The 21,000-nt window shown below is 50.7% G+C and carries 22 protein-coding genes and 1 pseudogene; 16 read left to right on the plus strand and 7 right to left on the minus strand.

The features are described from left to right. Window positions 1–772: 772 nt before the first annotated feature. Window positions 773–2,134: pseudogene (locus AC2IBB_RS19255) on the minus strand (tetratricopeptide repeat protein); the annotation flags it as partial. 411 nt (window positions 2,135–2,545) lie between these two features. Here AC2IBB_RS19255 and AC2IBB_RS19260 point away from each other — a divergent pair. Together AC2IBB_RS19260 and AC2IBB_RS19265 are read left to right on the plus strand one after the other, a co-directional pair. After that, window positions 2,546–4,024: a parallel beta-helix domain-containing protein gene (locus AC2IBB_RS19260; RefSeq protein WP_486328378.1), complete on the plus strand. Its 1,479-nt coding sequence runs from the start codon at window positions 2,546–2,548 to the stop codon at window positions 4,022–4,024. A gap of 43 nt (window positions 4,025–4,067) precedes the next feature. Next, window positions 4,068–5,267 carry an SO2930 family diheme c-type cytochrome gene (locus tag AC2IBB_RS19265; RefSeq protein ID WP_486328379.1) on the plus strand — a complete coding sequence of 400 codons (1,200 nt, stop codon included), beginning with the start codon at window positions 4,068–4,070 and terminating at the stop codon, window positions 5,265–5,267. Window positions 5,268–5,390: 123 nt separating this feature from the next. Here AC2IBB_RS19265 and AC2IBB_RS19270 read toward each other — a convergent pair whose 3' ends face one another. Then, window positions 5,391–6,440, minus strand: coding sequence for an AraC family transcriptional regulator (locus tag AC2IBB_RS19270; RefSeq protein ID WP_486328380.1), 1,050 nt, complete (start codon window positions 6,438–6,440; stop codon window positions 5,391–5,393). Window positions 6,441–6,714: 274 nt separating this feature from the next. After that, window positions 6,715–7,026, minus strand: coding sequence for a hypothetical protein (locus AC2IBB_RS19275; RefSeq protein ID WP_486328381.1), 312 nt, complete (start codon window positions 7,024–7,026; stop codon window positions 6,715–6,717). Between the two features lie 225 nt (window positions 7,027–7,251). Between AC2IBB_RS19275 and AC2IBB_RS19280 the strand changes: the two genes are divergently transcribed. From AC2IBB_RS19280 to AC2IBB_RS19290, 3 genes are all read left to right on the plus strand, one after another. After that, on the plus strand, window positions 7,252–8,847 hold the full coding sequence (locus tag AC2IBB_RS19280; protein ID WP_486328382.1) for an ABC-F family ATPase: 1,596 nt from the start codon (window positions 7,252–7,254) through the stop codon (window positions 8,845–8,847). A 207-nt stretch (window positions 8,848–9,054) separates the two neighbouring features. After that, window positions 9,055–9,375: a hypothetical protein gene (locus AC2IBB_RS19285; RefSeq protein ID WP_486328383.1), complete on the plus strand. Its 321-nt coding sequence runs from the start codon at window positions 9,055–9,057 to the stop codon at window positions 9,373–9,375. A gap of 362 nt (window positions 9,376–9,737) precedes the next feature. Next, on the plus strand, window positions 9,738–10,322 hold the full coding sequence (locus tag AC2IBB_RS19290) for a hypothetical protein (RefSeq protein ID WP_486328384.1): 585 nt from the start codon (window positions 9,738–9,740) through the stop codon (window positions 10,320–10,322). Window positions 10,323–10,488: 166 nt separating this feature from the next. Here the strand turns inward: AC2IBB_RS19290 and AC2IBB_RS19295 are convergent, their stop codons facing one another. The 3 genes from AC2IBB_RS19295 to AC2IBB_RS19305 form a co-directional block, all read right to left on the minus strand. Further along, window positions 10,489–10,989, minus strand: a complete 501-nt coding sequence (locus tag AC2IBB_RS19295) for a hypothetical protein (RefSeq protein ID WP_486328385.1) — start codon at window positions 10,987–10,989, stop codon at window positions 10,489–10,491. A 77-nt stretch (window positions 10,990–11,066) separates the two neighbouring features. Continuing rightward, complete coding sequence (locus AC2IBB_RS19300) at window positions 11,067–11,621, minus strand: sugar O-acetyltransferase (RefSeq protein ID WP_486328386.1); 555 nt, start codon at window positions 11,619–11,621, stop codon at window positions 11,067–11,069. Between the two features lie 109 nt (window positions 11,622–11,730). Beyond that, window positions 11,731–12,069, minus strand: a complete 339-nt coding sequence (locus AC2IBB_RS19305; protein ID WP_486328387.1) for an SRPBCC domain-containing protein — start codon at window positions 12,067–12,069, stop codon at window positions 11,731–11,733. A gap of 535 nt (window positions 12,070–12,604) precedes the next feature. On the opposite strand from AC2IBB_RS19305, the gene AC2IBB_RS19310 reads away from it, so the two are divergent. From AC2IBB_RS19310 to AC2IBB_RS19355, 10 genes are all read left to right on the plus strand, one after another. Continuing rightward, window positions 12,605–12,934 carry a zinc ribbon domain-containing protein gene (locus AC2IBB_RS19310; RefSeq protein WP_486328388.1) on the plus strand — a complete coding sequence of 110 codons (330 nt, stop codon included), beginning with the start codon at window positions 12,605–12,607 and terminating at the stop codon, window positions 12,932–12,934. A gap of 24 nt (window positions 12,935–12,958) precedes the next feature. Beyond that, window positions 12,959–13,387 (plus strand): hypothetical protein, encoded by a 429-nt coding sequence (locus tag AC2IBB_RS19315; protein ID WP_486328389.1) that lies wholly within the window; start codon window positions 12,959–12,961, stop codon window positions 13,385–13,387. A gap of 114 nt (window positions 13,388–13,501) precedes the next feature. Further along, a complete protein-coding gene (locus tag AC2IBB_RS19320; protein ID WP_486328390.1) occupies window positions 13,502–14,251 on the plus strand; it encodes an IS5 family transposase in 750 nt (249 codons plus the stop codon). After that, a complete protein-coding gene (locus tag AC2IBB_RS19325; protein WP_486328391.1) occupies window positions 14,236–14,595 on the plus strand; it encodes a hypothetical protein in 360 nt (119 codons plus the stop codon). The genes AC2IBB_RS19320 and AC2IBB_RS19325 overlap by 16 nt, the downstream gene beginning before the upstream one ends. A 131-nt stretch (window positions 14,596–14,726) precedes the next feature. Beyond that, window positions 14,727–14,918, plus strand: coding sequence for a hypothetical protein (locus AC2IBB_RS19330; protein ID WP_486328392.1), 192 nt, complete (start codon window positions 14,727–14,729; stop codon window positions 14,916–14,918). Between the two features lie 76 nt (window positions 14,919–14,994). After that, complete coding sequence (locus AC2IBB_RS19335) at window positions 14,995–15,651, plus strand: hypothetical protein (RefSeq protein WP_486328393.1); 657 nt, start codon at window positions 14,995–14,997, stop codon at window positions 15,649–15,651. A gap of 110 nt (window positions 15,652–15,761) precedes the next feature. Continuing rightward, window positions 15,762–16,607 (plus strand): DUF4261 domain-containing protein, encoded by an 846-nt coding sequence (locus AC2IBB_RS19340; protein ID WP_486328394.1) that lies wholly within the window; start codon window positions 15,762–15,764, stop codon window positions 16,605–16,607. Window positions 16,608–16,634: 27 nt separating this feature from the next. Further along, window positions 16,635–17,351 (plus strand): imm11 family protein, encoded by a 717-nt coding sequence (locus tag AC2IBB_RS19345; RefSeq protein ID WP_486328395.1) that lies wholly within the window; start codon window positions 16,635–16,637, stop codon window positions 17,349–17,351. Window positions 17,352–17,398: 47 nt separating this feature from the next. Beyond that, on the plus strand, window positions 17,399–18,079 hold the full coding sequence (locus tag AC2IBB_RS19350) for an imm11 family protein (RefSeq protein WP_486328396.1): 681 nt from the start codon (window positions 17,399–17,401) through the stop codon (window positions 18,077–18,079). Between the two features lie 201 nt (window positions 18,080–18,280). Beyond that, the gene (locus AC2IBB_RS19355) at window positions 18,281–18,685 is read left to right on the plus strand and encodes a hypothetical protein (RefSeq protein WP_486328397.1); all 405 of its coding nucleotides are present in this window, start codon (window positions 18,281–18,283) and stop codon (window positions 18,683–18,685) included. On the opposite strand, the gene AC2IBB_RS19360 is transcribed toward AC2IBB_RS19355, so the two are convergent. Next, window positions 18,670–19,602, minus strand: a complete 933-nt coding sequence (locus tag AC2IBB_RS19360; RefSeq protein WP_486328398.1) for a LysR family transcriptional regulator — start codon at window positions 19,600–19,602, stop codon at window positions 18,670–18,672. The genes AC2IBB_RS19355 and AC2IBB_RS19360 overlap by 16 nt on opposite strands. A 101-nt stretch (window positions 19,603–19,703) precedes the next feature. On the opposite strand from AC2IBB_RS19360, the gene AC2IBB_RS19365 reads away from it, so the two are divergent. Further along, a complete protein-coding gene (locus tag AC2IBB_RS19365) occupies window positions 19,704–20,543 on the plus strand; it encodes a dienelactone hydrolase family protein (protein ID WP_486328399.1) in 840 nt (279 codons plus the stop codon). The last annotated feature ends 457 nt before the right edge of the window (window positions 20,544–21,000 follow it).

Raw genomic sequence — 21,000 nt, forward strand, 5'->3', positions numbered from 1 at the left:
GGTTACGCCGCAACAGGCTGGTCACCTCCTCCTGTTGGTCCCGGGTAAAGGAACTCCACTCCGGCCATTGCTCCGGCGCCCACAAGAACTGATTGTAATCCGGCAGCCATCCGGACATCAGCTGCGCACGCAATATCTCAAATAGCTTGGCGGGATTTTCGTACACGAACCACTCCGGCACATCCATCGCTTCGACAATTTTGTACGACACGGACTGCTTCAATTCGTCATGCAGGTACTGGGGGGATTTTTGCCCGATGATGTGCCGCAGGTAGCAGGCGATCAGGTAGGGAAAGCGGTTTTCAGGATCGATTGAGGTCTTATTGTTGGCGAGTTTTGGGTAATAACGATCCAGCTCCTCAAGCGCCTCCTCGTTCCGCCCCAGCTTGATCAGCGTGGCGGCCACCGGCAACGCGTAGGCGCGATTCCCGGGTTGCTGGCTGCGACGTTGTTGAAACACGGACAACGCCGCTTCGTAGTCCCGGTTGATGGAATATTGCAGACCGCGCGCATAAAGATAATTGGCCCCTGTGCGCATGCCTGGCGGCACTTGAATCAGCAGCTCCTGCGCTTTTTTCATATCGCCAAGGGCCATCCACAGAATCGCCTCGGTCACTTTATTATTGGGTTGGCGCCCGACGACGTGAGGATACATCCGCGACCAGTTGAAATAATCCGTCGCCGTATCCACGGTAATCGGCAGGAACTCCAGTTGGTCCAACGGACGATACAGATAGTCCGGCTCCAGGGCCAAGGCTCTCTGATACGTATCCCGCGCTTGCTCCAGCCGCCCCATCCGCAACAGGGTGTATGCTTTGCCTCTGTTGATGCCGCCAGAGAAAGGCTCCAGATCCAGGGCCCGTTCATACATCGCCAGAGACTCCTCAAAGCGGCCCTGGGCGCGTAGAAGCTGTCCATACCACAGGTAGGCGGGCGTATAGTTCGGCGCGATCTCCAGCGCTTTTTTAAAAAAACCTTCCGCTTCGCCCTCCCTGCCCTGTTCAGCGAACTGCAAGGCGCGGGACGCATACGCCTGCGGCATTCCCGGATTCAGAGCGAACGCTCGGTCCAGCAGGGGGGAGCACTTTTCAGATACGACACTGGCGGGCAGGTCCGAATAAACGCTGAGAAAATGGTAACTGTCGCAAAGCGCGACGTAAGCGGGCGCAAACTGTTTGTCGTAACTGATCGCCTGAGAGAAGTTCTGCAATGCGCGCTGCAGAGAGAGGACATCGCGCTGAGACCAGAAGTGACGTCCCCGCAGATAATAAGCGTATGCCTCAGGGTCCGGTTCATGACTTGCGCTGACCTCATCATTGGAGACGTTGAGCTGAGACAGTAGCGTCTCCGTCAGATCCTGATGAAAGGAGTACAGCTTTTTGACGTCCCCCTCTATGAGAGCGCTCCACTGAGAGTCTCTCCCCGCCAGATCAGTCATGTTGAGGATCAGTCTCAGGCTGGAGCCAGTGACCTGCAGACTACCGCTGACCGCACTGCCCCGATTGGGACGCGACCAGGGCGCAGTTTCACTGAACACCACCCGCACGCCCTGCATCGTCGCCAATCGCGAACGAATGACATCGGTGACGCTGGTCGCCAGGTAGGCGCTATCGCGGTGATGGGAGGCGTCGACCAATTGAACCGGATAGACGATGATCTGGCTGGGAGCATGGGGCTTGGGGTAAAAGACGCCAAACCCCAGCGCAAATATCAGGGCCAGAGCGCCAACACTGATTCCCCATTTGCACAAGCCGCGCCGACGGCCTTTATTGTCGTTGCAGGGACACAGGCCGTCCACATCGGGCTGCGACATCAGCGCCACGATACGATAAGTGGAGCCGTCTCGCTCTATGTAGCGACGGGGTCTGCCATTATCCCCAAACGCCTTGCGCAGTTGGGAAATGATCTGATCAACGGAGGCGTCAGGTTGTGCGGGCGACGGCCAGATTTTATCCTGCAGTTGGTCTTCCCCAAGCGACCGCCCCTGGGCGTCAACCAACGCCAGTAAGGCCGCCATCGCTTTGGGAGTAAGAGAGATTTCACAATCCTGGTCAGCCAGTTTGTTGGCTTCCGGGTCGACCCACCAGTCTCCGATTTTAAAGGGTCTAAGGGGGTGAATCTGGCGTCTGATCATCCTTCTCTGCCCATCAAGTCCTTGTTAGGTGTTGTCCTGTATCCTGAAAATCGGGGTCTACGGCATTATGGGGAAATCCAAAAGGGCTCGAAAGCGTATTTCCCCCGGGGAACCCTCCGTCTTAATCTCCGCCATCGCCAGCGGATATGCTATAAGACTTTTCTCCCAAAACTGGTATTTTTCTCACATTGTTAAGAAAAAATAACTTTTTACAGATGGTTACGGCTGAGTTCCCGTCTCCGCCGATCCAGACGTCGATTCTACGCCAGCATTAATCAGAATAAAATTACCGCTGGCCACTTTGCACATTGTGACCCTCCCCGTTTTTGCGGCATAACAGAAGACACCCAAAAGCGGACAATTTGTCCTCTTGTTTGGCCGCCCGATAATAAAAAGAACGCGAGGGACACTATGCAACCCAATTTCATCCCCGCCGGCCTCGCGCCGGCTCTTTGTCTTTCTATCTCTATCTCAGCGTTGACTGGATGCAGTAGCGACACCACTGGCGGAGACAGCTCCAGCGGCGCAAACTTCCCCGACAACGCCAAGTTCATCAGCGCCGACGGCGACATCACCATCGCGATCAAGACGGCGTTCATCACCGCGCAGTCCGGCGATTATCTGGTGTTGCCCGAGGGGCGTCTGCAAATCACCGACACCCTGACCCTGGACGGCGATCCCGACGGAGACGGGACGTCACTGGAGAACATCACCATCGCCGGGTACGGCATGGATAAGACCATTTTGGACTTTTCGGACTCCTTGGGCGGCGACGGTATCTTCATCCAGAACATGAAGGACATCACTGTCCACAACCTCGCCGTGGAGGAAGCCGCCAACAACGGCATCAAACTGAAGGACTCCGACGGCATTCGTCTCCAGTACACCCGTACGGAGTGGAAAGGCGAATTGACCCCGGACAACGGCGCCTACGGTCTGTATCCCGTGGAATGCTCCAACATCCTGATCGAAGACTCTTATGTACGCGGTTCGGCGGACGCCGGAGTTTATGTCGGCCAGTCCAGCAATATCGTCGTGCGACGCAATGTGGCCAAGGAAAACGTGGCGGGCATTGAGATCGAAAACTCTCACAACGCGGACGTCTACAACAACGTGGCGGAGGGCAACACCGGCGGCATTCTGGTGTTCGACCTGCCTATCGGGAACGAAAAGTACGGCTCCACTGTGCGCGTTTTCAATAACATCATCCGCGACAACAACACCGATAACTTCGCCAACGCCAGCAGCAATCCCGCCGGCGTGCATATCGTGCCTCCCGGCACTGGCGTGATTGTGCTGTCCACGGCGGATGTGGAAGTTTATAACAACGTCATCAGCAACCACGACACCACATCCGTCACCGTGTCTTCGTTCTTTATCGCCGCCAGTCAGGCGGAAATGGAGCAGTACGTCACTGACGGCATCATGGCTGACGGATGGCGTTCAGTGCCACGCAACATTTCCATTCACGACAACAGCATCAGCGTCTCTGGCGGCAATCCGCGAGGCGATTTAATCCTGGGTGTGCTCCCCGCATTTCAGGCCATTGGAGAGACCACCCTGCCCAGCGTTCTCTATGACGGCTTCGGGGAGCTGCTGGCCAGGGCCGGCTACGGCGCGCCCTTCTCTGAAGATCCCTTCGCGGCGGACGGCTCGGAAAACATCTGCGTTTTTAACAACGGCGACGCCAGCAAAGGTTTCCTCTACAACCCGGACCCCACCACATTTACTGACGCAGACCCTGCCGATGGCGAGCCTGACGCCACGACGGGCGTCGGCGCCAATCTGCTGGTCTGCGACCTGGCCCGACTGCCCGCCGCCACCGCCACCGTCGCCGGCAAGGTATATGGATGCGGCCAGGATGACGCCCACGCGGCTTGCAGCCTGTGATGAGACATTGACGCCAGTTAATCAGTAATCAGTTGAGGCGCTTATGCAAAAAAATAAAAAAGCCGCTGTTTACGGCGGCATGCTGTGGATATTGGCCGGAGTGATCACCGGCTGCAGCAGCGGCGGAGACGGCTCCGCCGATGACGGCGGAAGTTCCGCCAAGGAAGCGGGAGTATGCGGAGAGAGTGGCGATGGCGTGAACTGGAGCGCCCTCTCCTCCACCAATTGCCGTTACCTGTCCAGTTATCGCCTGTTCAGCGGCGCGGACCCAACGCAGTCCACCGGAGGCGCAGGCATTGTATACGACCTCGCCACGCCCCTGTTCACGGATTACGCCAGCAAATACCGCGTGCTGTATGTACCGGAAGGCAAACAGGCTCAATACAGCGAGCAGGAAGTCATTACCTTTCCTGAAGGCGCAGTCATCACGAAAACCTTTGCCCTGCCGACGGATACGGCTAACCGCGGACTGGAAAACGAAGTCTTGCTGGAAACCCGTCTACTGATCCGGCGCGCCAGCGGCTGGGTGGCGCTGCCTTACATCTGGGACGCCGATAAGGAAGACGCTGAGCTGAGCGTGGCGGGAGGCAATTACGCCGCCACGGTAGTGCATAACGGGGTGCAGCATAGTTTCACCTATCAGGTCCCCGACACCAACAAGTGCAAACAGTGCCATCAGTTCAAAACCGATACCGGGTCCCGTTTCCTGCCTCTGGGACCGACTGCGCGGCAGCTGAACTGGACTTACGCTTACCCGGATGGAGCCGCCAACCAGCTCTCTCACTGGAAGCAAAAAGGCGTTCTGGGCGGCTTGCCGGATGACCTCGCCAGCATCGATTCCGTTCCCAGCTACAACGACGCCGACGCTTCCAATCTGGCGGGTTATTCAGACGACCAGATTCATCGCCTGACCAAAGGTTATCTGGATATAAACTGCGCCCATTGCCATCGACCCGAAGGCGGCGCGTCAAATACAGGCCTGAGTCTGGAATTCTGGCGCAGCTTTGCGGACAACCAAAGCCAGCATGGCGTTTGCAAACAACCTGTGGCTTATGGCGGCGGCGCGCTGAGCTACGACATCGAACCTGGCTCCCCGGATGAGTCCATCATTCACTTCAGAATGGCGACCAGCCAACCTGGAGACAAGATGCCGGAAATCGGCCGACAGCTTGTGCATCAGGAAGGACAAGCGCTGATTCATGAGTGGATCGCACGCATGGCGGCCAACGATTGCGTAAATTAGGCCCTTGCACAGGCGACGATTTCGCGTTACAACCTGACAACAGACTACGCCCACGCGCTAGAGCTAGAGCTAGAAAACCTTATAAAAACAGTCGCTGAACCCGATTTCGCGACGCCCTGGAACCTAAACGGCGCGGACTGCCCCCGGGGGCAGTCCCAGCCACTTCTTGAACGCATGCCGAAAGTTGGCGACCTCCGTGAACCCCAGCTGATCCGCAATATCATCCACCGCCAGATTCTCTTCCTGTAACAACGCAATCGCCTGCTGGCACTTGATCCTATTGAGAAGGCGCTGATAGTTAATGCCCGCCGTCGCCAGACGCCGCCGCAGCGTGCGCGGACTCATACTCAACTGACTGGCCACTTCCGGCAGCTCCGGAAAACCGCGGCTGGCGCGAAGCACATCGCTGACGCGCTGCACCAGGCTGGTTTCATCCCAGGCGATACCCCGGATGTAGCTGGATCGCTCCCGCATGGGCGTAGCCGATGGCAGCCGCACCCGAACCGGCTCGTCCAACAAACGCACATCAAACGCCCACTCGATAAAAGGTTGCGAAAAGCGCAACTGATCGCCGAACACCAGACGATATATTTTTTGATCCGTTGGCGACTCCCGTGTGAAAGATACATGCCGTAAAGGGAAGTCAAAGCCCGCCACTTCTCGCGCGACCGTAAAAAAGGCGGCGATGCAGACCTCCATGAGGAAGTCGAGCGTTTCATGATCCAGACCGCTGACGTTGTAATGCCGCACCACCACTTGATCGCCCTGCAAGGTCAACGATTTATCCATCACAACACCGAGCTGATCATAATTTCGCTCCACCAGCACCAGGGCCTCGCCGAGGGTTCGGCATGCCGCCACCTGGGCGCCGATCTCTCCAAGACTGGCTAGCGTGTATGACTGCCCAATAGCGCACCCGAAGCCAGGCGCAGCGTAGCGCTCACGCACCAGATCCAGGGTTTGCAACAGAGTATTCGTCGGCATGGAAGGCTCCTCCCACAGACGCTCCCAATCCAATCCCACCCGCCCCAACACCGAGGCGACAAACCCTGCATCGCCCCACTCTTCCAGGCACGCCAGAATATTGCGCAACTCATAACTGGGATAAGGCTGATCGCCGATCACCGACTGCGTGAAGAACCCCTGCTCCAACTCCTTAGATATCGCGTTCACAGTACTCCCCGCCCCCTTCCATTGCTTTTGTCGATAGTGTTGAAAAACCTATCGCGGCGGCTGAATACAGAATATCCGCAATACTGCAGGTTATAACCGGCCTTACCCAGACCGATAAGAACAGTTAACTGAACGTTATTCAGGAGTGATCATGCACCCATGCCATGAACTCAGGCAAAAGCTTTTTGGCGCCAGGTGGGAGAATTGCGACCTGGGTCAAATCACACAAGCTTCCATGCCTCCATAGGCTTAGGGTGGGGTCTATGCTTGACGCTCAATCGTCGGGGAATAATTTCTCTATAAGTTCATCTTTTACTTTCTCATCAATCACACGCCACCAATACGAAATCTCTTCCGTCTTCGGCTCGCCTTTAAACTCATATATTTTTGCTAAACCTAATAACTCGATCGGATTACTGGCGATGAACTTATAACCATTTTTTTCTGCGCACCAAAGGCACATTGAAAGATCCGCTTCAGCAAGCGGGAGGCTCTCATCGTCATAGTGAAGCCATAGCCTGTAGCCTTGCTTTTTAAGAATATTTAGACATGTATTGTGTACGTTCGAATGACTACTTAGCGCCATTTTCAACTCTCGTAGTACTGGTTGGGTATAGAAAAAAGGACTTCAAGCGGACAGCAAATGATTGTACGCCCGTCAATTTCCAGCGGCTTGTAAATTACCGACATTTCGCGCCCAAACCCAACAGTGGCCAGCGGATTTCCCTTAATATCACGCCGCCACACTTGGCCCTAAGCGGCGATTGCTCTATCATGCGCGACCGTTTCTGTTTATTTCCTGGACAATGCTGTGATTAGTACCGCGAACATTACCATGCAATTCGGCTCCCGGCCGCTGTTTGAAAACGTCTCCGTCAAGTTCTCCCCCGGCGGCCGCTACGGCCTGATCGGCGCTAATGGCTGCGGGAAGTCGACGTTTATGAAAATCCTCGGCGGCGATTTGAGCCCCACTGCCGGCGTGGTATCCATCGAGCCTAACGCCCGTGTAGGTAAGCTGCGTCAGGATCAGTTCGCTTATGAAAATTACTCAGTGATCGACACCGTCATCATGGGCTATCCCGAGCTGTGGGAAGTAAAACGTGAGCGGGATCGCATCTACAGCCTGCCGGAAATGAGCGACGAAGACGGCATGAAAGTCGCCGACCTGGAAGGCGCCTTCGCAGAGATGGACGGATACACCGCCGAATCCCGTGCAGGTGAATTGTTGATTGGCGTCGGTATTCCCGTTGAACAGCATTATGGTCTGATGAGCGCCGTCGCTCCCGGTTGGAAGTTACGGGTTCTGCTGGCGCAAGCGCTGTTTTCCGATCCAGATGTTCTGCTGCTCGATGAGCCGACCAACAACCTGGACATCAACACCATCCGCTGGCTGGAAGATGTGTTGAACGCCAGAAACAGCACCATGATCATTATTTCCCACGACCGTCACTTCCTGAACAGCGTCTGCACGCACATGGCGGATGTGGATTACGGTGAGATTCGCCTCTACCCTGGCAACTACGACCAATATATGGCCGCCTCGACTCTGGCCCGATCGCAGCTGCTGGCGGAGAATGAGAAGAAGCAGGCGCAGTTGGACGATCTGGCGCAGTTCGTCGCCCGCTTCTCCGCAAACGCGTCCAAAGCCAAACAGGCCACGTCCCGCGCTCGTCAGATGGAGAAAATTCAACTGGCGGAGGTTAAAGCTTCCAGCCGGGTTAACCCCTATATCCGCTTCAACCAGGAAAAGAAACTGTTCCGTCTGGCGCTGGAAGTGGAAGGACTCAGCAAGGGCTATGAGGACCTCAGCCTGTTTAAAAAGCTGGATATGATGGTTGAAGTTGGCGAAAAAGTGGCGGTTCTAGGCGCTAACGGCGCGGGTAAAACCACACTGATGCGCTGCCTGATGAATGAAGTCGAACCGGATGCCGGCGTTGTAAAGTGGTCGGAAGGCGCGTCGATTGGTTACTACGCCCAGGATCACGCGGCTGACTTCGCTGAAAACATGAGCTTATTCGAGTGGATGAGTCAGTGGCGCCAGCCCAAAGATGACGATCAGGTGATTCGCGGCATCCTGGGGCAGTTGCTGTTTTCCGGCGATGAGATCAAGAAATCGGTCACCAAGATTTCCGGGGGCGAACAGGGCCGCATGCTGTTCGGAAAGATCATGCTGCAACGTCCCAACATTATCGTTATGGACGAGCCCACTAACCACTTGGACATGGAATCCATCGAGTCCCTCAACCTCTCCCTGGAGAAGTTCGAAGGCACCGTCGTTTTCGTCAGCCACGACCGCGAATTCGTCTCCTCACTCGCCACGCGAATCATCGACATCACACCCAATGGCGTGATCAATTTCGCCGGAACTTATGATGAATACCTGCGCTCTCAGGGCATGGACGTTTAAGTTAAATAGAAAGGGGCCGAAATTTTTTTGGCCCCTTTTAATTTACCCCATCTAAGCCTTTTCTAATTACCCCCCAACAAGAAACAAGCGGCCCTCATAGCTCCAATCCAATATTTCCATCGTTTCATATACGGGTTCTGCAACGCAGAATGGTCCTACCCACAAAGATTAGACACGTCATTAAGCGAATAGGAGCCCATTTAATCCATGGCTAAAGCAAACGCTTATCTATCCATCCTGTCCAGGTTGCGAGTAGTCATCGCGGTTGGGTTCACCTGCCTCGCGTTGATCGCCGCCGCCCACGGCATAAACGCGTTATTGTTTGACGAGAGCGTGGGGGCCGCCAAAAGCATAGGGAGCAATTTGCTGCTAACAGAGGGATTTCTGATCCTTTCCGCTTTATTCGCCTCCAACGCCAGATCAGTCGTAGCAAAGCCTGTTTTTCACGCGCTGACTTTACCGGCCCTGCTGGTTGGAGTCACATTGCTATTAACCTTGGCGGTAATGGCGATCGGCGTCTACCTCTAAGCCATAGGCGCTCATTTACGCTTCCGTCATCAGATAAGAGCCTGCGCAAATCAATATTTAAACCTCTATATACAATACGTTAAAACCGATATATTTACATAATTACCACATATCATTCTCTTCAATTGATTCACATCAATTCGCCTTTTATATAACCGAATATTTTTAACTTTTCGTCATTTATTTTCAGCGACTCGTAGAAAATACGATAGGCGGAGTTATTTTCCCTTCTTACAATGCGCGCCGTTGCATTCAATGGGTTTTATATATTCTAAACCCTGTTGTTGTCAGACTATATTTTGCTCATTTATTGCAAAATTATTTCAATATATGGAAATTAAAATTACAGGTTAGAGGTAACAATGAGATTAATTAAACTGGCTCTGCTTTCATGTCTTTGTATTTTCACTCTGCCCGCTTTTGCGGAAGGTAAAACCGATGCGTTGATCTGCACCATGGATATCAACGTCTGGGGCAACGCCAGTATCTGCCAGTGCCCTGAAGACGAGGTGTACAGCGAAGTCACTGGCACCTGTCTGACTCAAACTGCTTACAACGATCTTGGCAGACAAGGCCGCTACCCTCAGATCTGCACCCGCGATCTTGGCGCCTGGGGCGCTCCCAGCCACTGCTCTTGTGACGACGGCCGCGTTTACTCAGAAGAAAGCGGCGCCTGCGTGACTGACGTGACGCCAAACATCGTCACTCTGAGCGGCAAACTGGTGGTCACCAAGCCTGCTAAAGACATTCGTTTCGCTGATATCAGCCTGCGTACGCCAGAAGGCGGTAACTACCTGCTGAACTTCAGCGTCAACCAGCAAGACGCGATGAAGCTGGACGGTTTGTGGGTGGAAATCGTGGGTGAGAAAGTGTATCTGCGCGAAGGTTCCATGAACTCTCAAGCGGGTACTTTAATCACAGTACAAGACATTTACTGGCTGGATTAATGATTAGATCCAGACAGGATCTATAAGACAGAAAAAGCAGATTCGATGATAGTCGTCTCTGCTTTTTCGCTATTCACGCCTAAATATCGACTTGTCTCAATAATAACCTAATTCTGGCAAGCAGAAATATATATTAAAAAACAGACTGATCACTCATAACAATCCGCTATATCTCTTCCATAAAGTCTTCAATGACTTCTGGACTTAATTCCATAATCGCTTCCGCCATTGCCGCCTCACCATGGACAACGGCCATCACGGCGGCCAACACTCTCACGCCGACTTCATCTTTCGGTTTCGCCTTGGCGGCGAGACTCGCTAACCTGGCGATGGCGTTGTGATAGCCCTCCTCCAGTTCCGCCGGCAGCTCAGGCCCATGACCATAAAGACGGGTGATTTCTATTGATACGGGCAACAGAAAGAAGTCTATCGGCGCCTCTTGGGGATTTCGGCTCAGGATATCCACGATATGAGGAACCGCCGCATAGGACGCGGTATAAACGTCCCCCTGATGACAGAGCGCATTCCAAAGCGAGAAATAGGGTTCGGATTCAAAGGTATCCGACGGCGGCATTTTCGCCAGTTCCCGCAACATATCCGGGATATCTCCCGCCTCACCGAATGCGTGCGATAACTGCGCCCATCGTTCCCGATTCAATTCCAGCATGATATTCCCCCTCCGGCGCCAACGCCTTTGCGGCGCATGTTGTTCTTACCGTATTGGGCCCAGGCTTGGCCACGAGCCTACGGTATTTCTCTTATCACTCTAGCCGGATTTCCCGCGATCACCACATTATTCCCGAAGCTTTTGGTCACTACCGCGCCGGAGGCGATGACCACGTTATCCCCCAAGGTGACGCCCGGGTTGATCGTCGCGTGCCCGCCAATCCAGCAGTTGTGGCCGATGGTGACGGGCAAGGCGTATTCTTTACCGCTGTTGCGCTCCACGGGATCGATAGGATGGGTGGCGGTGTAGATGCCGACCTGTGGCGCAATCAGACAGTTATCGCCAATGCGCACCTCCGCCACATCCAGAATCACGCAACCGAAATTGGCGTAAAAGTTTTCGCCCACATGGATATGACGGCCATAGTCACAGTTAAAAGAAGACTCGATGAAAATGTTCTCCCCGGCGCTCCCAAACAGCTCTTTAACCAGACGCCTGCGCGCATCCGGCTCCACTGCACTGGTGGCGTTCAACTGTTCCGTCAACAAGCGCGCACTCAGGCGCATTTCCACCAGTTCAGGATCAGTCGGGTCATAGAGCTGTCCCGCCAGCATTTTCATCTTTTCCGACATAGCGTTTCCTTGAATGAGTTTTGCGGAGGCGAACCAGCCTGCGCGAATTGGAAATCACTATATCGAACAATTTCCTTGGAAAGGAGCCCCCCGGCGACGGGAAACAGGATCAGTCCGGTATCTCGGGCTCCACCAGCCTCGCCAGATGCTCCAGAGTCTCCTGCCAGCCCAGGTAACAGGCGCCTACTGGAATAATGTCAGGAATGCCTTCCTGGATAATGTGCAACTCGCAGCCGCAGGAAACCAGTCTCAAGATAACCGTAGTCTGCATCTCGCCAGACAAATTGGCGTCATCAAAAGCCGCGGTGTAGCGGATGCGCTCACGGGGAACCAACTCATGGTAAACGCCGCCAAAAGAGTGGCTATGTCCGCTGGAAAAGTTGGTGAAGGACATCCTGTAACCACCGCCAACCTTGTTATAGATTCGATCCGCTGAATTCTTGCGCATACGATCATTGATTTCGGTGAGCTATGCGTGAGCAAGCTTCATTCCACTTTTCCAGACAATCAGCAACGTTCGAACGCGCCGGGCGACACCTGCGTTTCACGTTAAACTCAAGCAAAGATTTGAGACGAAAAGCGGGTTCGTTCCGGCCCTCAAAAACCAGACAGCTATCAGTATCCAGCCCCAACTTCCGCCAGATTCGCCAAGCCAGAATCAGCATTGGAGTAACGCTGACCCGCACTGGGTGATTTTTCACCCAGACTGGGGCGCCAGTCTTTGCAGGATTAGAGAACAAGAACGCCTACAGAAAGTGGGATTGGAGACTCAAAATGAGTAAGATAGCGCCCTATCAGCGAACCGGCTCCTCGCCGGGAACACAATCGCCCAGCAACAGGACTATCCGGATACCCCCATGGACGAACATCCCATCAACAAAAACGGCACCTTATTCAACACCTTCCCTGACGCCGTGGACCTATTCGCCTCCCGACCCAATAATCGTTAGCAAAACAGTAGTAACAGGCAGTTGGAATTCCCCATGAACCTCTATGACCTTTTTCAAAACTTCAAAATCTCCCGAGCCCATGGCGAAGCGCGCAATGCAAAAACCAGAGCGGAAGGCATCGCCGTAGACGTGCGCCTGTTAGAGAAAAAAGTGGAAAAACTATCCCACCTTTGTCAGGCCATGTGGGAAATCATGAAAGAAGACGGCTGCTCCAGCGCCAGACTAAAAGCCAAACTGGCGGAAGTTGAAAAGAAATCCCAAACCTCAGCCGGGAAAACCTCCCTGGTTTGCGACGAATGCGGGCGAAAAGTCAGCGCCCGGGCGATAAGTTGTTTTAACTGTGGGGCGAAGCTGAATGGCTAATCACGCACCCACTGGGCATTTACTATGAATTACATACTCCATCGCCTCACACCTGAGGACTGCATAAGAATTCAACGTGATCTCAACGAAGATTTGCCAGAACACCTTTCTCATTTGGCCACTTCAGCAGGACCAACACCTGGAATAAGCTTTGAATATGCAACGCCCTACGGAGCCGTCTGTCATCTTAATCCTTGGGTAACAGATACATCGAGAAATCACTATGCCGTAGAGATTGTTTATGTGTTGGGCGTGGGTAGAGTTTTCTTATATTTAGATGGCGAAAAATACCTCCTCGAAACAGAATATCAGACTCACACCCTTAAGCCGCTGGCAATCGAAGACAACGAGAAGAAAAATTGGGTCAAGTCTGAAGCAGTTGAAGCCTTGGATGTGCTTAATCGTGGAAGGTATTATTTTCATCTAAAGAGGCCATCAAACAGTCAAGCTTAACTTTCACTATAAAAGCCAAACATGCTAGGGCGTGTTGACGTTTCGTCATAGGTGATAGATAGGCGCAAACTCGTCATATTGCGGTTCCCACACCAACAACAAAACGAGTTTGCGATGCCCCGATTGATGCTCAGTGACGAGCTTTGGTCGAAGCTGAAAGAGATCATGCTGCAAGAGCGAATCTATAACAAGCCCACACTACGAATGATGGTGGAAGGCATGTTGTACCGAATGCGGACGGGGTGTCCCTGGCGAGACTTGCCAGGGCAGTTTGGAGACTGGAATTCGGTGTTCAAAAAATTCAATTCCTGGTCTACCCAAGGCAAGTGGTTGAGGATCTTCCGGAGCTTGGTCCGCGAGCCGGATTTGGAATGGGGGTTCATTGATGGCAGCTATGTGAAGGCCCATCAGCACAGCGCAGGAGCCTGTACGGAAGAGCCTCAGGCGATTGGGAAGAGTCGGGCGGGCAATACCACGAAAGTGCATCTGGCCGTGGATGCCTATGGTCTTCCAGTGGAATTTGAGATCACTGGAGGCAAGGTCAATGACTGCACAGCAGCGGCGGAGTTGATTGAAAAGCTTCCCTCGTCAGAGGCGATTGTCGGAGACAAAGGCTACGACAGTGAACGAGTGCGGGCACAGATCGAAAGGAAGGGGGCCAGGGCCGTGATACCGAGAAAGCGAAACTCTGTCAAAGGTAATGACGATATGGATTGGGGTTTATACAAGTATCGCCATTTGGTGGAAAATGCCTTCGCCCGACTCAAACAGTACCGGGCCATCGCGACGAGATATGACAAGTTGAAGAGAAACTATGAAAGTATGGTAGCCATGGCTTGTGGGTATTTATGGCTGCCGATGTGAAACGTCAACAGGCCCTAGAGAAGAAGTTATACAAAAACAGCAGTTTCTTCACCGCATTTCCAAGTGCTGATGAAGTATTCGTATCAGAAATTGAGAAAGAGTTTCTCCTCCCTTTAGGGGTTTATCACCTAGAAGTAGACGAAAGAAAGCACGATGTTCTTTTGGCAATACCTATCGGCAATGAAGAAGGAATGTTAGGAAAGAGTAATATTGGTGAATTTTGCGGTGAAACTTGGTTAACATATTCTAATCAAAATGGTAAATGGGCTCTCGACTGCAGCGTGCGAGACCTTGAATCCTTTAGCGCGATGCGCGGTTCCGCACATTACTCTTATAATTTTTAAAAGCGGGAAAAATAGAGATAACACCTGAGCATGGTAGCGATCCCATCCAATTTGAGCCATTTCGTTATGGCGGTCTAGCAACTAACTATGGAAACTGGTTTTCATCAGATTTCTCTAACAGCGTCCCTTTTATGCTTAAACATATTTCAGGAAAAGAAAGTGAGCCTGAAAAGGCTGTAACAATATTAGATAGTGACGGAGATGAATACTTGTATTTAGGTGCTGTAGCAGCAAGTCATTATTCGGGTGAGCTTTTGGCATTTTTACGCTTCTTTTTCAACCCAGGAAAGCAACGAGTAATGGTTGTACATGAATTTAGCTGAAGCCAAAATACTGACGATAAATCGAAGACCGCTTATAACAGAGAAACTACTTCGCATTCAGTATAAGGAGTGATATATGGGTGAAAGGGGAATTTATGAGAACAGCGACTTCTTTACGGCTTTCCCGGATGCTGACGCGGTCTTCGCTTCGGAGATTGAAAAAGACTTGCTCCTCCCTGTAGGAATTTATCACTTAGAAGAAAGCGACGGAAAATATGACATCCTTTTGGCGATCCCTATCGGTGATGATGAAGGGTTAATAGGCGTCGATAATTTTGGAGAAACATGCGGTGAAACTTGGCTCACCTATACCCAAAGAGATGGCAGATGGTCATTAGACTGTTCGCCAAGCGACCTGCTTCCCTTTGATCTCGTTTTAAGTGAAGCCAAAATAAAATTTAACCAAAGAAGAGACGAGTTTTTAGAAAGCGGCCATATCTGTCAAAAAAACGGGGCGCCTGGGCATAAGATGCTTTTCAATAAAGGTGATGAAACAACCAACTATTGCAACTGGTATAATAAATTGAAGAAGCATGTTAGAAATAAGCTTTCCGAAATACCAGGCAATAAAAATGGAAATGAAAAGCTAGTTTCTCTATATAGTGGTGATGGAAATGAGTACACTTATCTTGGATTCGTTGAAGCGGGAGTGTATGCAGGCCTTCTTGCTCAAGTCCATTTCTTTTTCTGCACCCGATTAAAGAGAGTGCTAGTCGTTCATGACTTCACATAAGAGGATCATCCTTCTTAATAGAAGAAATACTGACACTAGCATTTATACATACTGAAGGCAATCCAGCTGTTTATCTCACAGCATATAACAACGTTTTCATTGAGGAAACCGTGAACAAAAAAGAATCGCACCAGAAAGCCACTTTCCCGTCTATCATGCAAATAATATTACTTGAGCGCCCATTAGACTTACCAATTACAGAACTTGAGCAATTATTAAGAGATAAAATAGACAATTCAAACATAACAGTCCATGGCGCAGAAAATGCTAGTGATGGGCTCATTATAATGTGGAATGAGCGTCCATATACTGTCTTGTCCATTGACCAACCAGTTCCTTCAAACACTTTCGATACGGCATTGCAGACAAGCTATAACTTGGTAAATGGAGAGCAGTTAGTTAGTAACCATAAAGCTCATCTGATCATATCGCCAGGACTGTCGACTGATGACCAATTACAGGCAATCTTTTCAGCTTTGTGTGTAATGACGATAACTGACTTACTAGCTCAATGCGCGACTCCATTAGCATTCTACTGGCCCTGTTCTGATATGTTGGAAGACAGAGAACAATACGCAATGACGATTAGCAGTGCAGACAAAGCAATGGCGGATTTCAATGATCACGGCCCCATCGCCTTGTACGGGCTACCAATTCCCTACTTGACTGGTATTCGATTTTTTTCTCTGGAAGAGAAAAACAAAGTTGGAGCAGTTACGCAAGGACTTGAGGCTTTATCAGGATTTGAAATCCAAATCGACCCATTTGAATGCAAACCCTCCGAGGTCGCCAAGCACTTATACTGCATGGTCGGTTATGTCCTGGCTAACGGACCTACCTTCGTTGAAGGTAACACTATCGGCATAGAAGGATCAAAACCGTTTAGTATGCGTAGAATTCCCGCCAATGATTCGCAGCCAGATGTTTGGGCGATGAAAATGGAAACTATGAATTAATTAAAACAGACTGTATGAATTCAAATCATGTTTTATAGATTTTTGTCGAAGCTGGCGACGCAAGATCGTTTGGAAGCATTCCCTGTTCCTCGCCCCAGAAGCGACGCCAAAGAGCGCTGGGGCGTGGGATTAGTACATTACGAGAGAAAATTTACCCCCACCCCAGGAGTCTTTCAGCAACTTGGCGTAAATTTTTTTCAAGCGCCGCTTTTATCTGATCGTCCAATCATCGCCTGCTTACGTTTTCACCAAGGAAAAGAGGTGGAACCAATACCGGATTTGTGGGGTGTTGGTGGTTACCTATTTATCTCCGAGCGAGCAAAAACTGTGATCGAAAGTATAGACACAATGGAGCATGAGTACTTTCCCGTGCAATTGCTCAACCACAAGGAAGAGCCAGTTGCTCCTGAACAAGCTTATTACTGGTTTAATGAGCGACGCTTTCTAACTATTACGCCGTCTAATCGAGTAGCCACAGCTGCTGAGCTTGGTTTTTATCCTATACCAAGGGAAGAAGACTTTATGGCCAGGGTTAAGGACTCCCCTATGTTAAGGGAGCAGTTGGGACAAGTCCCTTTGTGGCGACATTGCATAGCTGATATTGATCAACGGCATTTGAAAGCACGCACAGTCCTTTACTTAAATCAAAACCTCATAGAGGCATTTCATATAAAGGGTATTAATGGTATGGATCTATACAGTGAAAAGTATGGCAAGGGAGAGGAGTCTTTGTGCGCTATTTAAAACCATTAACGAGCAATAGCCAAACACAAACTTAAGGTCGAAATGCAATGATTTACAGACTTGAAATAGACTTCAATAACCTACCAGAAAGAATATATTTTTCTGCTGAAAAACCAATACCTTTTAAAATGGATAGACGACCAGGACCCAGCGAGTATAAATATAGCTTTGAAGAATTCACCTCCAGCGAATGCCATCATTGTAAACTATATAAAGCGCCTTTACTTGCTGAATGGCGAATAAACGTTCCTATTGAAACAAACGTAGCAGAAAAAGACATACCAGACATATTAGTGCTAATTGACCACATATATGTATCAGATAAAGTTAAATTTTTAATCGAAAAAAATGATCCTTTTGGCCATCAATTTTGGCCTATTGAAATTTTAGGAGAAAATGGAAAAAATGTTACAGATACGCCTTTTTATCATATGAATATGCGCCGATACTTGACGATTACTAATCACCATAAATCGCTAATGGATGTGGATTTTTCCCCTTCCCTGCAAGAGAAGAAATTTATCCCTTCCATTCAACATAACGCCTCCATCCGTGAGTTCATAGAGCTACTTCCTCTCTGGAAGCACATAGACCAAGCCTATACAGTAGGCTCTGCTCTATACATTAACGAAACTATGTTTAATACTTTAAAATCAAACGGTGTAACTGGGATCAATGAATTTACTGAGCCCTATGGGAAACAGGGAGAGATGGTAGCGCATATATAATGTGCTTGTTAGTGGTAGTGGTAGTGGTAGTGGAAAAAATTTACGGCATAATTTAGAGAACCTCTGCATAACCCATAGTTACCTGGGTTTCCATGTTCGGCTCACACCAGTCCTCCTGCCATTTTGTCTAGAGAGCAATTTTTGAAGTATACAGTCAAAGAATATTATACAAGAATTCATAAAGCGTAATTTGGAACATACATGAGCTACATTTTAGAAGACCTAACTCCTGAAAGTTGCATAAGAGTTCAAGATGACTTATATAATGATTGGCCCGAGTATTTATTAGACACGGCTCACAAAAGAGGAGCCAAACCAGGAATTAGTTTTGAGTACGCGACGCCCCATGGCGATATATGTCATTTAAGTTCCTGGGCAATAGATCGAAACAAAAACTATTACGCAATAGAGATCTCCTATGTACTTGGTGTAAATCGGGTTCTCTTATATTTAGATGGAGAAAAATACCTCCTCGAAACCGAATATCAGACCCGCCGCCTTAAACCGCTGGCAATCGAAGACAGCGAGAAGAAAAATTGGGTCAAGTCTGAAGCAGTTAAAGCCTTGGATGTGCTTAATCGTGGGATGTATTATTTCGATGAGTGATAATCATAAATCAACACACATGGATGCAGGGGTACGGAATGCATATGCTCAAAGATCGTCGCCAATAATGCTCGGGATGAAGGTGATAACACTTTGTCCCTGCGCTGCATGAGGAAAACTTTCCTGTTTATCTCTGGCTTAAGTTGGGAGAACTTCATGGATATAGCGTCATAGTGCGACGCCCCCAAAGCAGACAGTACAGCAACACCGACTCCAGACCGGGCCAATGCCAGCTGTTGCGCCAGGCTCGAAACCTCAATTCCGATACTCATCCATGCCACCACATCCGAGCCGTTGACGCTAAGCAAATGATGAATACTTGTATCGTTACTTTCCTTAAGCAAAGGCAGGCTTTGTAGATCCCTGACATCCACTTCAGTTCCGAGTTTGTACTGAGAGGAGTCAGCAAGCAATCCTAGAGGAGCGCTTAACAAAGGGGTGCATAACAACGCCCCCATATTTCCAACTGGCGTTCCGATACCGAAATCCACCTCGCTAATATCAACCCGTCGGGTAATCCCCTGACTGTTGTCATTGATGATCCTGACACGCACCCTTGGAAAGCTTTGGGCGAACACCTTAAGCACGGCTGGAAGCACTGTGCAGCCAAATGCCTCCCCCACCGCCAGACTTATCGAACCCTGCTGCCCTGTCGCTTCCCCTCGCACCATATCTATCGCAACAGTCATATCGTTGAGAAGCCGCTGGGCGACCGGCAGAAATCTTTCGCCTTCCATGGTCAGATTAATTCTGCGGGTTGTGCGCTGAAACAGGGTGACGCCGAGCTGGCTTTCAAGCTCCTTCAGAGCCCGAGTCAACGCCGGCTGGCTGATGTGCAGGATTTCACTTGCCCGAGAGACATTACAATAAGCGGCAGTGGTAACGAACATCTGGAGATGACGCTGAGATAGATTCATAACTCTTAATTATTAATCAGTTCAATTAATGCATTAGACATCACTCAAGCTGATTTTTAAAGTGGTGACGTCACTATTGGAGCTTGTATCGGAGCCGCGCCATGAAACTATCCCGCTTTCTTTTTGCCATGCTATATACCTACGCCGTCCTTTCCCTGCAGGCGGAAGCCAAAACACCACAAGGAGAAGTAAAGGGGCATGCAAGCGCTCACGACGCTGCTTCATCCCGTAAGGCGATAAGCAACGCTCAGATTGCACTGCCTGGCAGCGTCACTGGCGGCGATATCTATCTGGGATTATTAAAAAATGCGCCAAAGCTTTTGGAGAAAAAGGTTCCCGTGGTGGTATTCCTGCATGGTTCCTCAGGTTTGGGCTTGCAAGCTATTGGTCAATGGCAACAGTGGCTGGCTGGCCTGGGAATCGCCAGTCTCGCCCCCGACTCTTTCGCCCTGCCAGATAGACTGACCTATAAGTCGCCGGTCGGTAAGGATATCTACGAGAAAATCCATGCCCTGCGCAGCTCTGAAATCAATCTGGCCATTCAGGCGTTGAAGACGATTCCCTGGGCAGACAGTCAACGCCTGGCGCTGGCGGGCGCCAGTGAAGGATCGGTTGCAGTAGCCCGTTATAGCGGCGAGGCATTCGCGGGACGAATTGTCTTTTCGTGGAGTTGCGAGAATAACTACTTTGTGGCTTCTCCCGATACTGCTGTGCTCGACGGGCGTCCCATCATGAACGTCATCAGCGCCAGCGACCCTTACTTCTCTTCAGCCAATGAATGGCTTGGAAATGCGTCCGCCAAGGGAAGTTGTATAGAGGCTTTCAAAGGGCGCGCTAACGCCAGCGTCGTATTAATACCCGATGCGCCCCACACCCTGCTTAACCTGCCTATGGCCAGGCAACCGGTAGCCGCTTTTCTGGAGAATCTTTTCAGGCTCTAAGGCCCGTCACGATGGGCGCGGCTCACGCCAGGTCGATGAGCCGATGTCTGGGATTCCGCTTCGTACTTGTTGGAATATTCTTTTGGAGGAGTTTAAGGTTCGGAGTTTTCTGATTGGTCATAGTTCACCTCTGTTGAGTGATTTACTCGCTTAATAGGGTGTCTATCGTTGGCGGGCAGGAGCAACATGGACACCCTGGTCAAGAAAACACTTACAGATACAGACCTATGTGGGCATATCCCTCACACTTGGCCGCGCACATAAAAAGTTACGCCACTGTTCCTAATTTTCAGTGGCCGGACTGCCTGAAAGATGTAAAATACGCCCTTATTTCTCGCCTGCCTTAAGGGAATATCACACTAATCATGAAGACAACCTATCTCCGCCGCCGCTGGGCCTTTTTTCCCGTCACCATCCTGGGCAATGCCCCCTGATTCAGAGTCTGTTTAAAGCAAGA

The sequence above is a fragment of the Hahella sp. NS-SX17 genome, assembly GCF_057367735.1.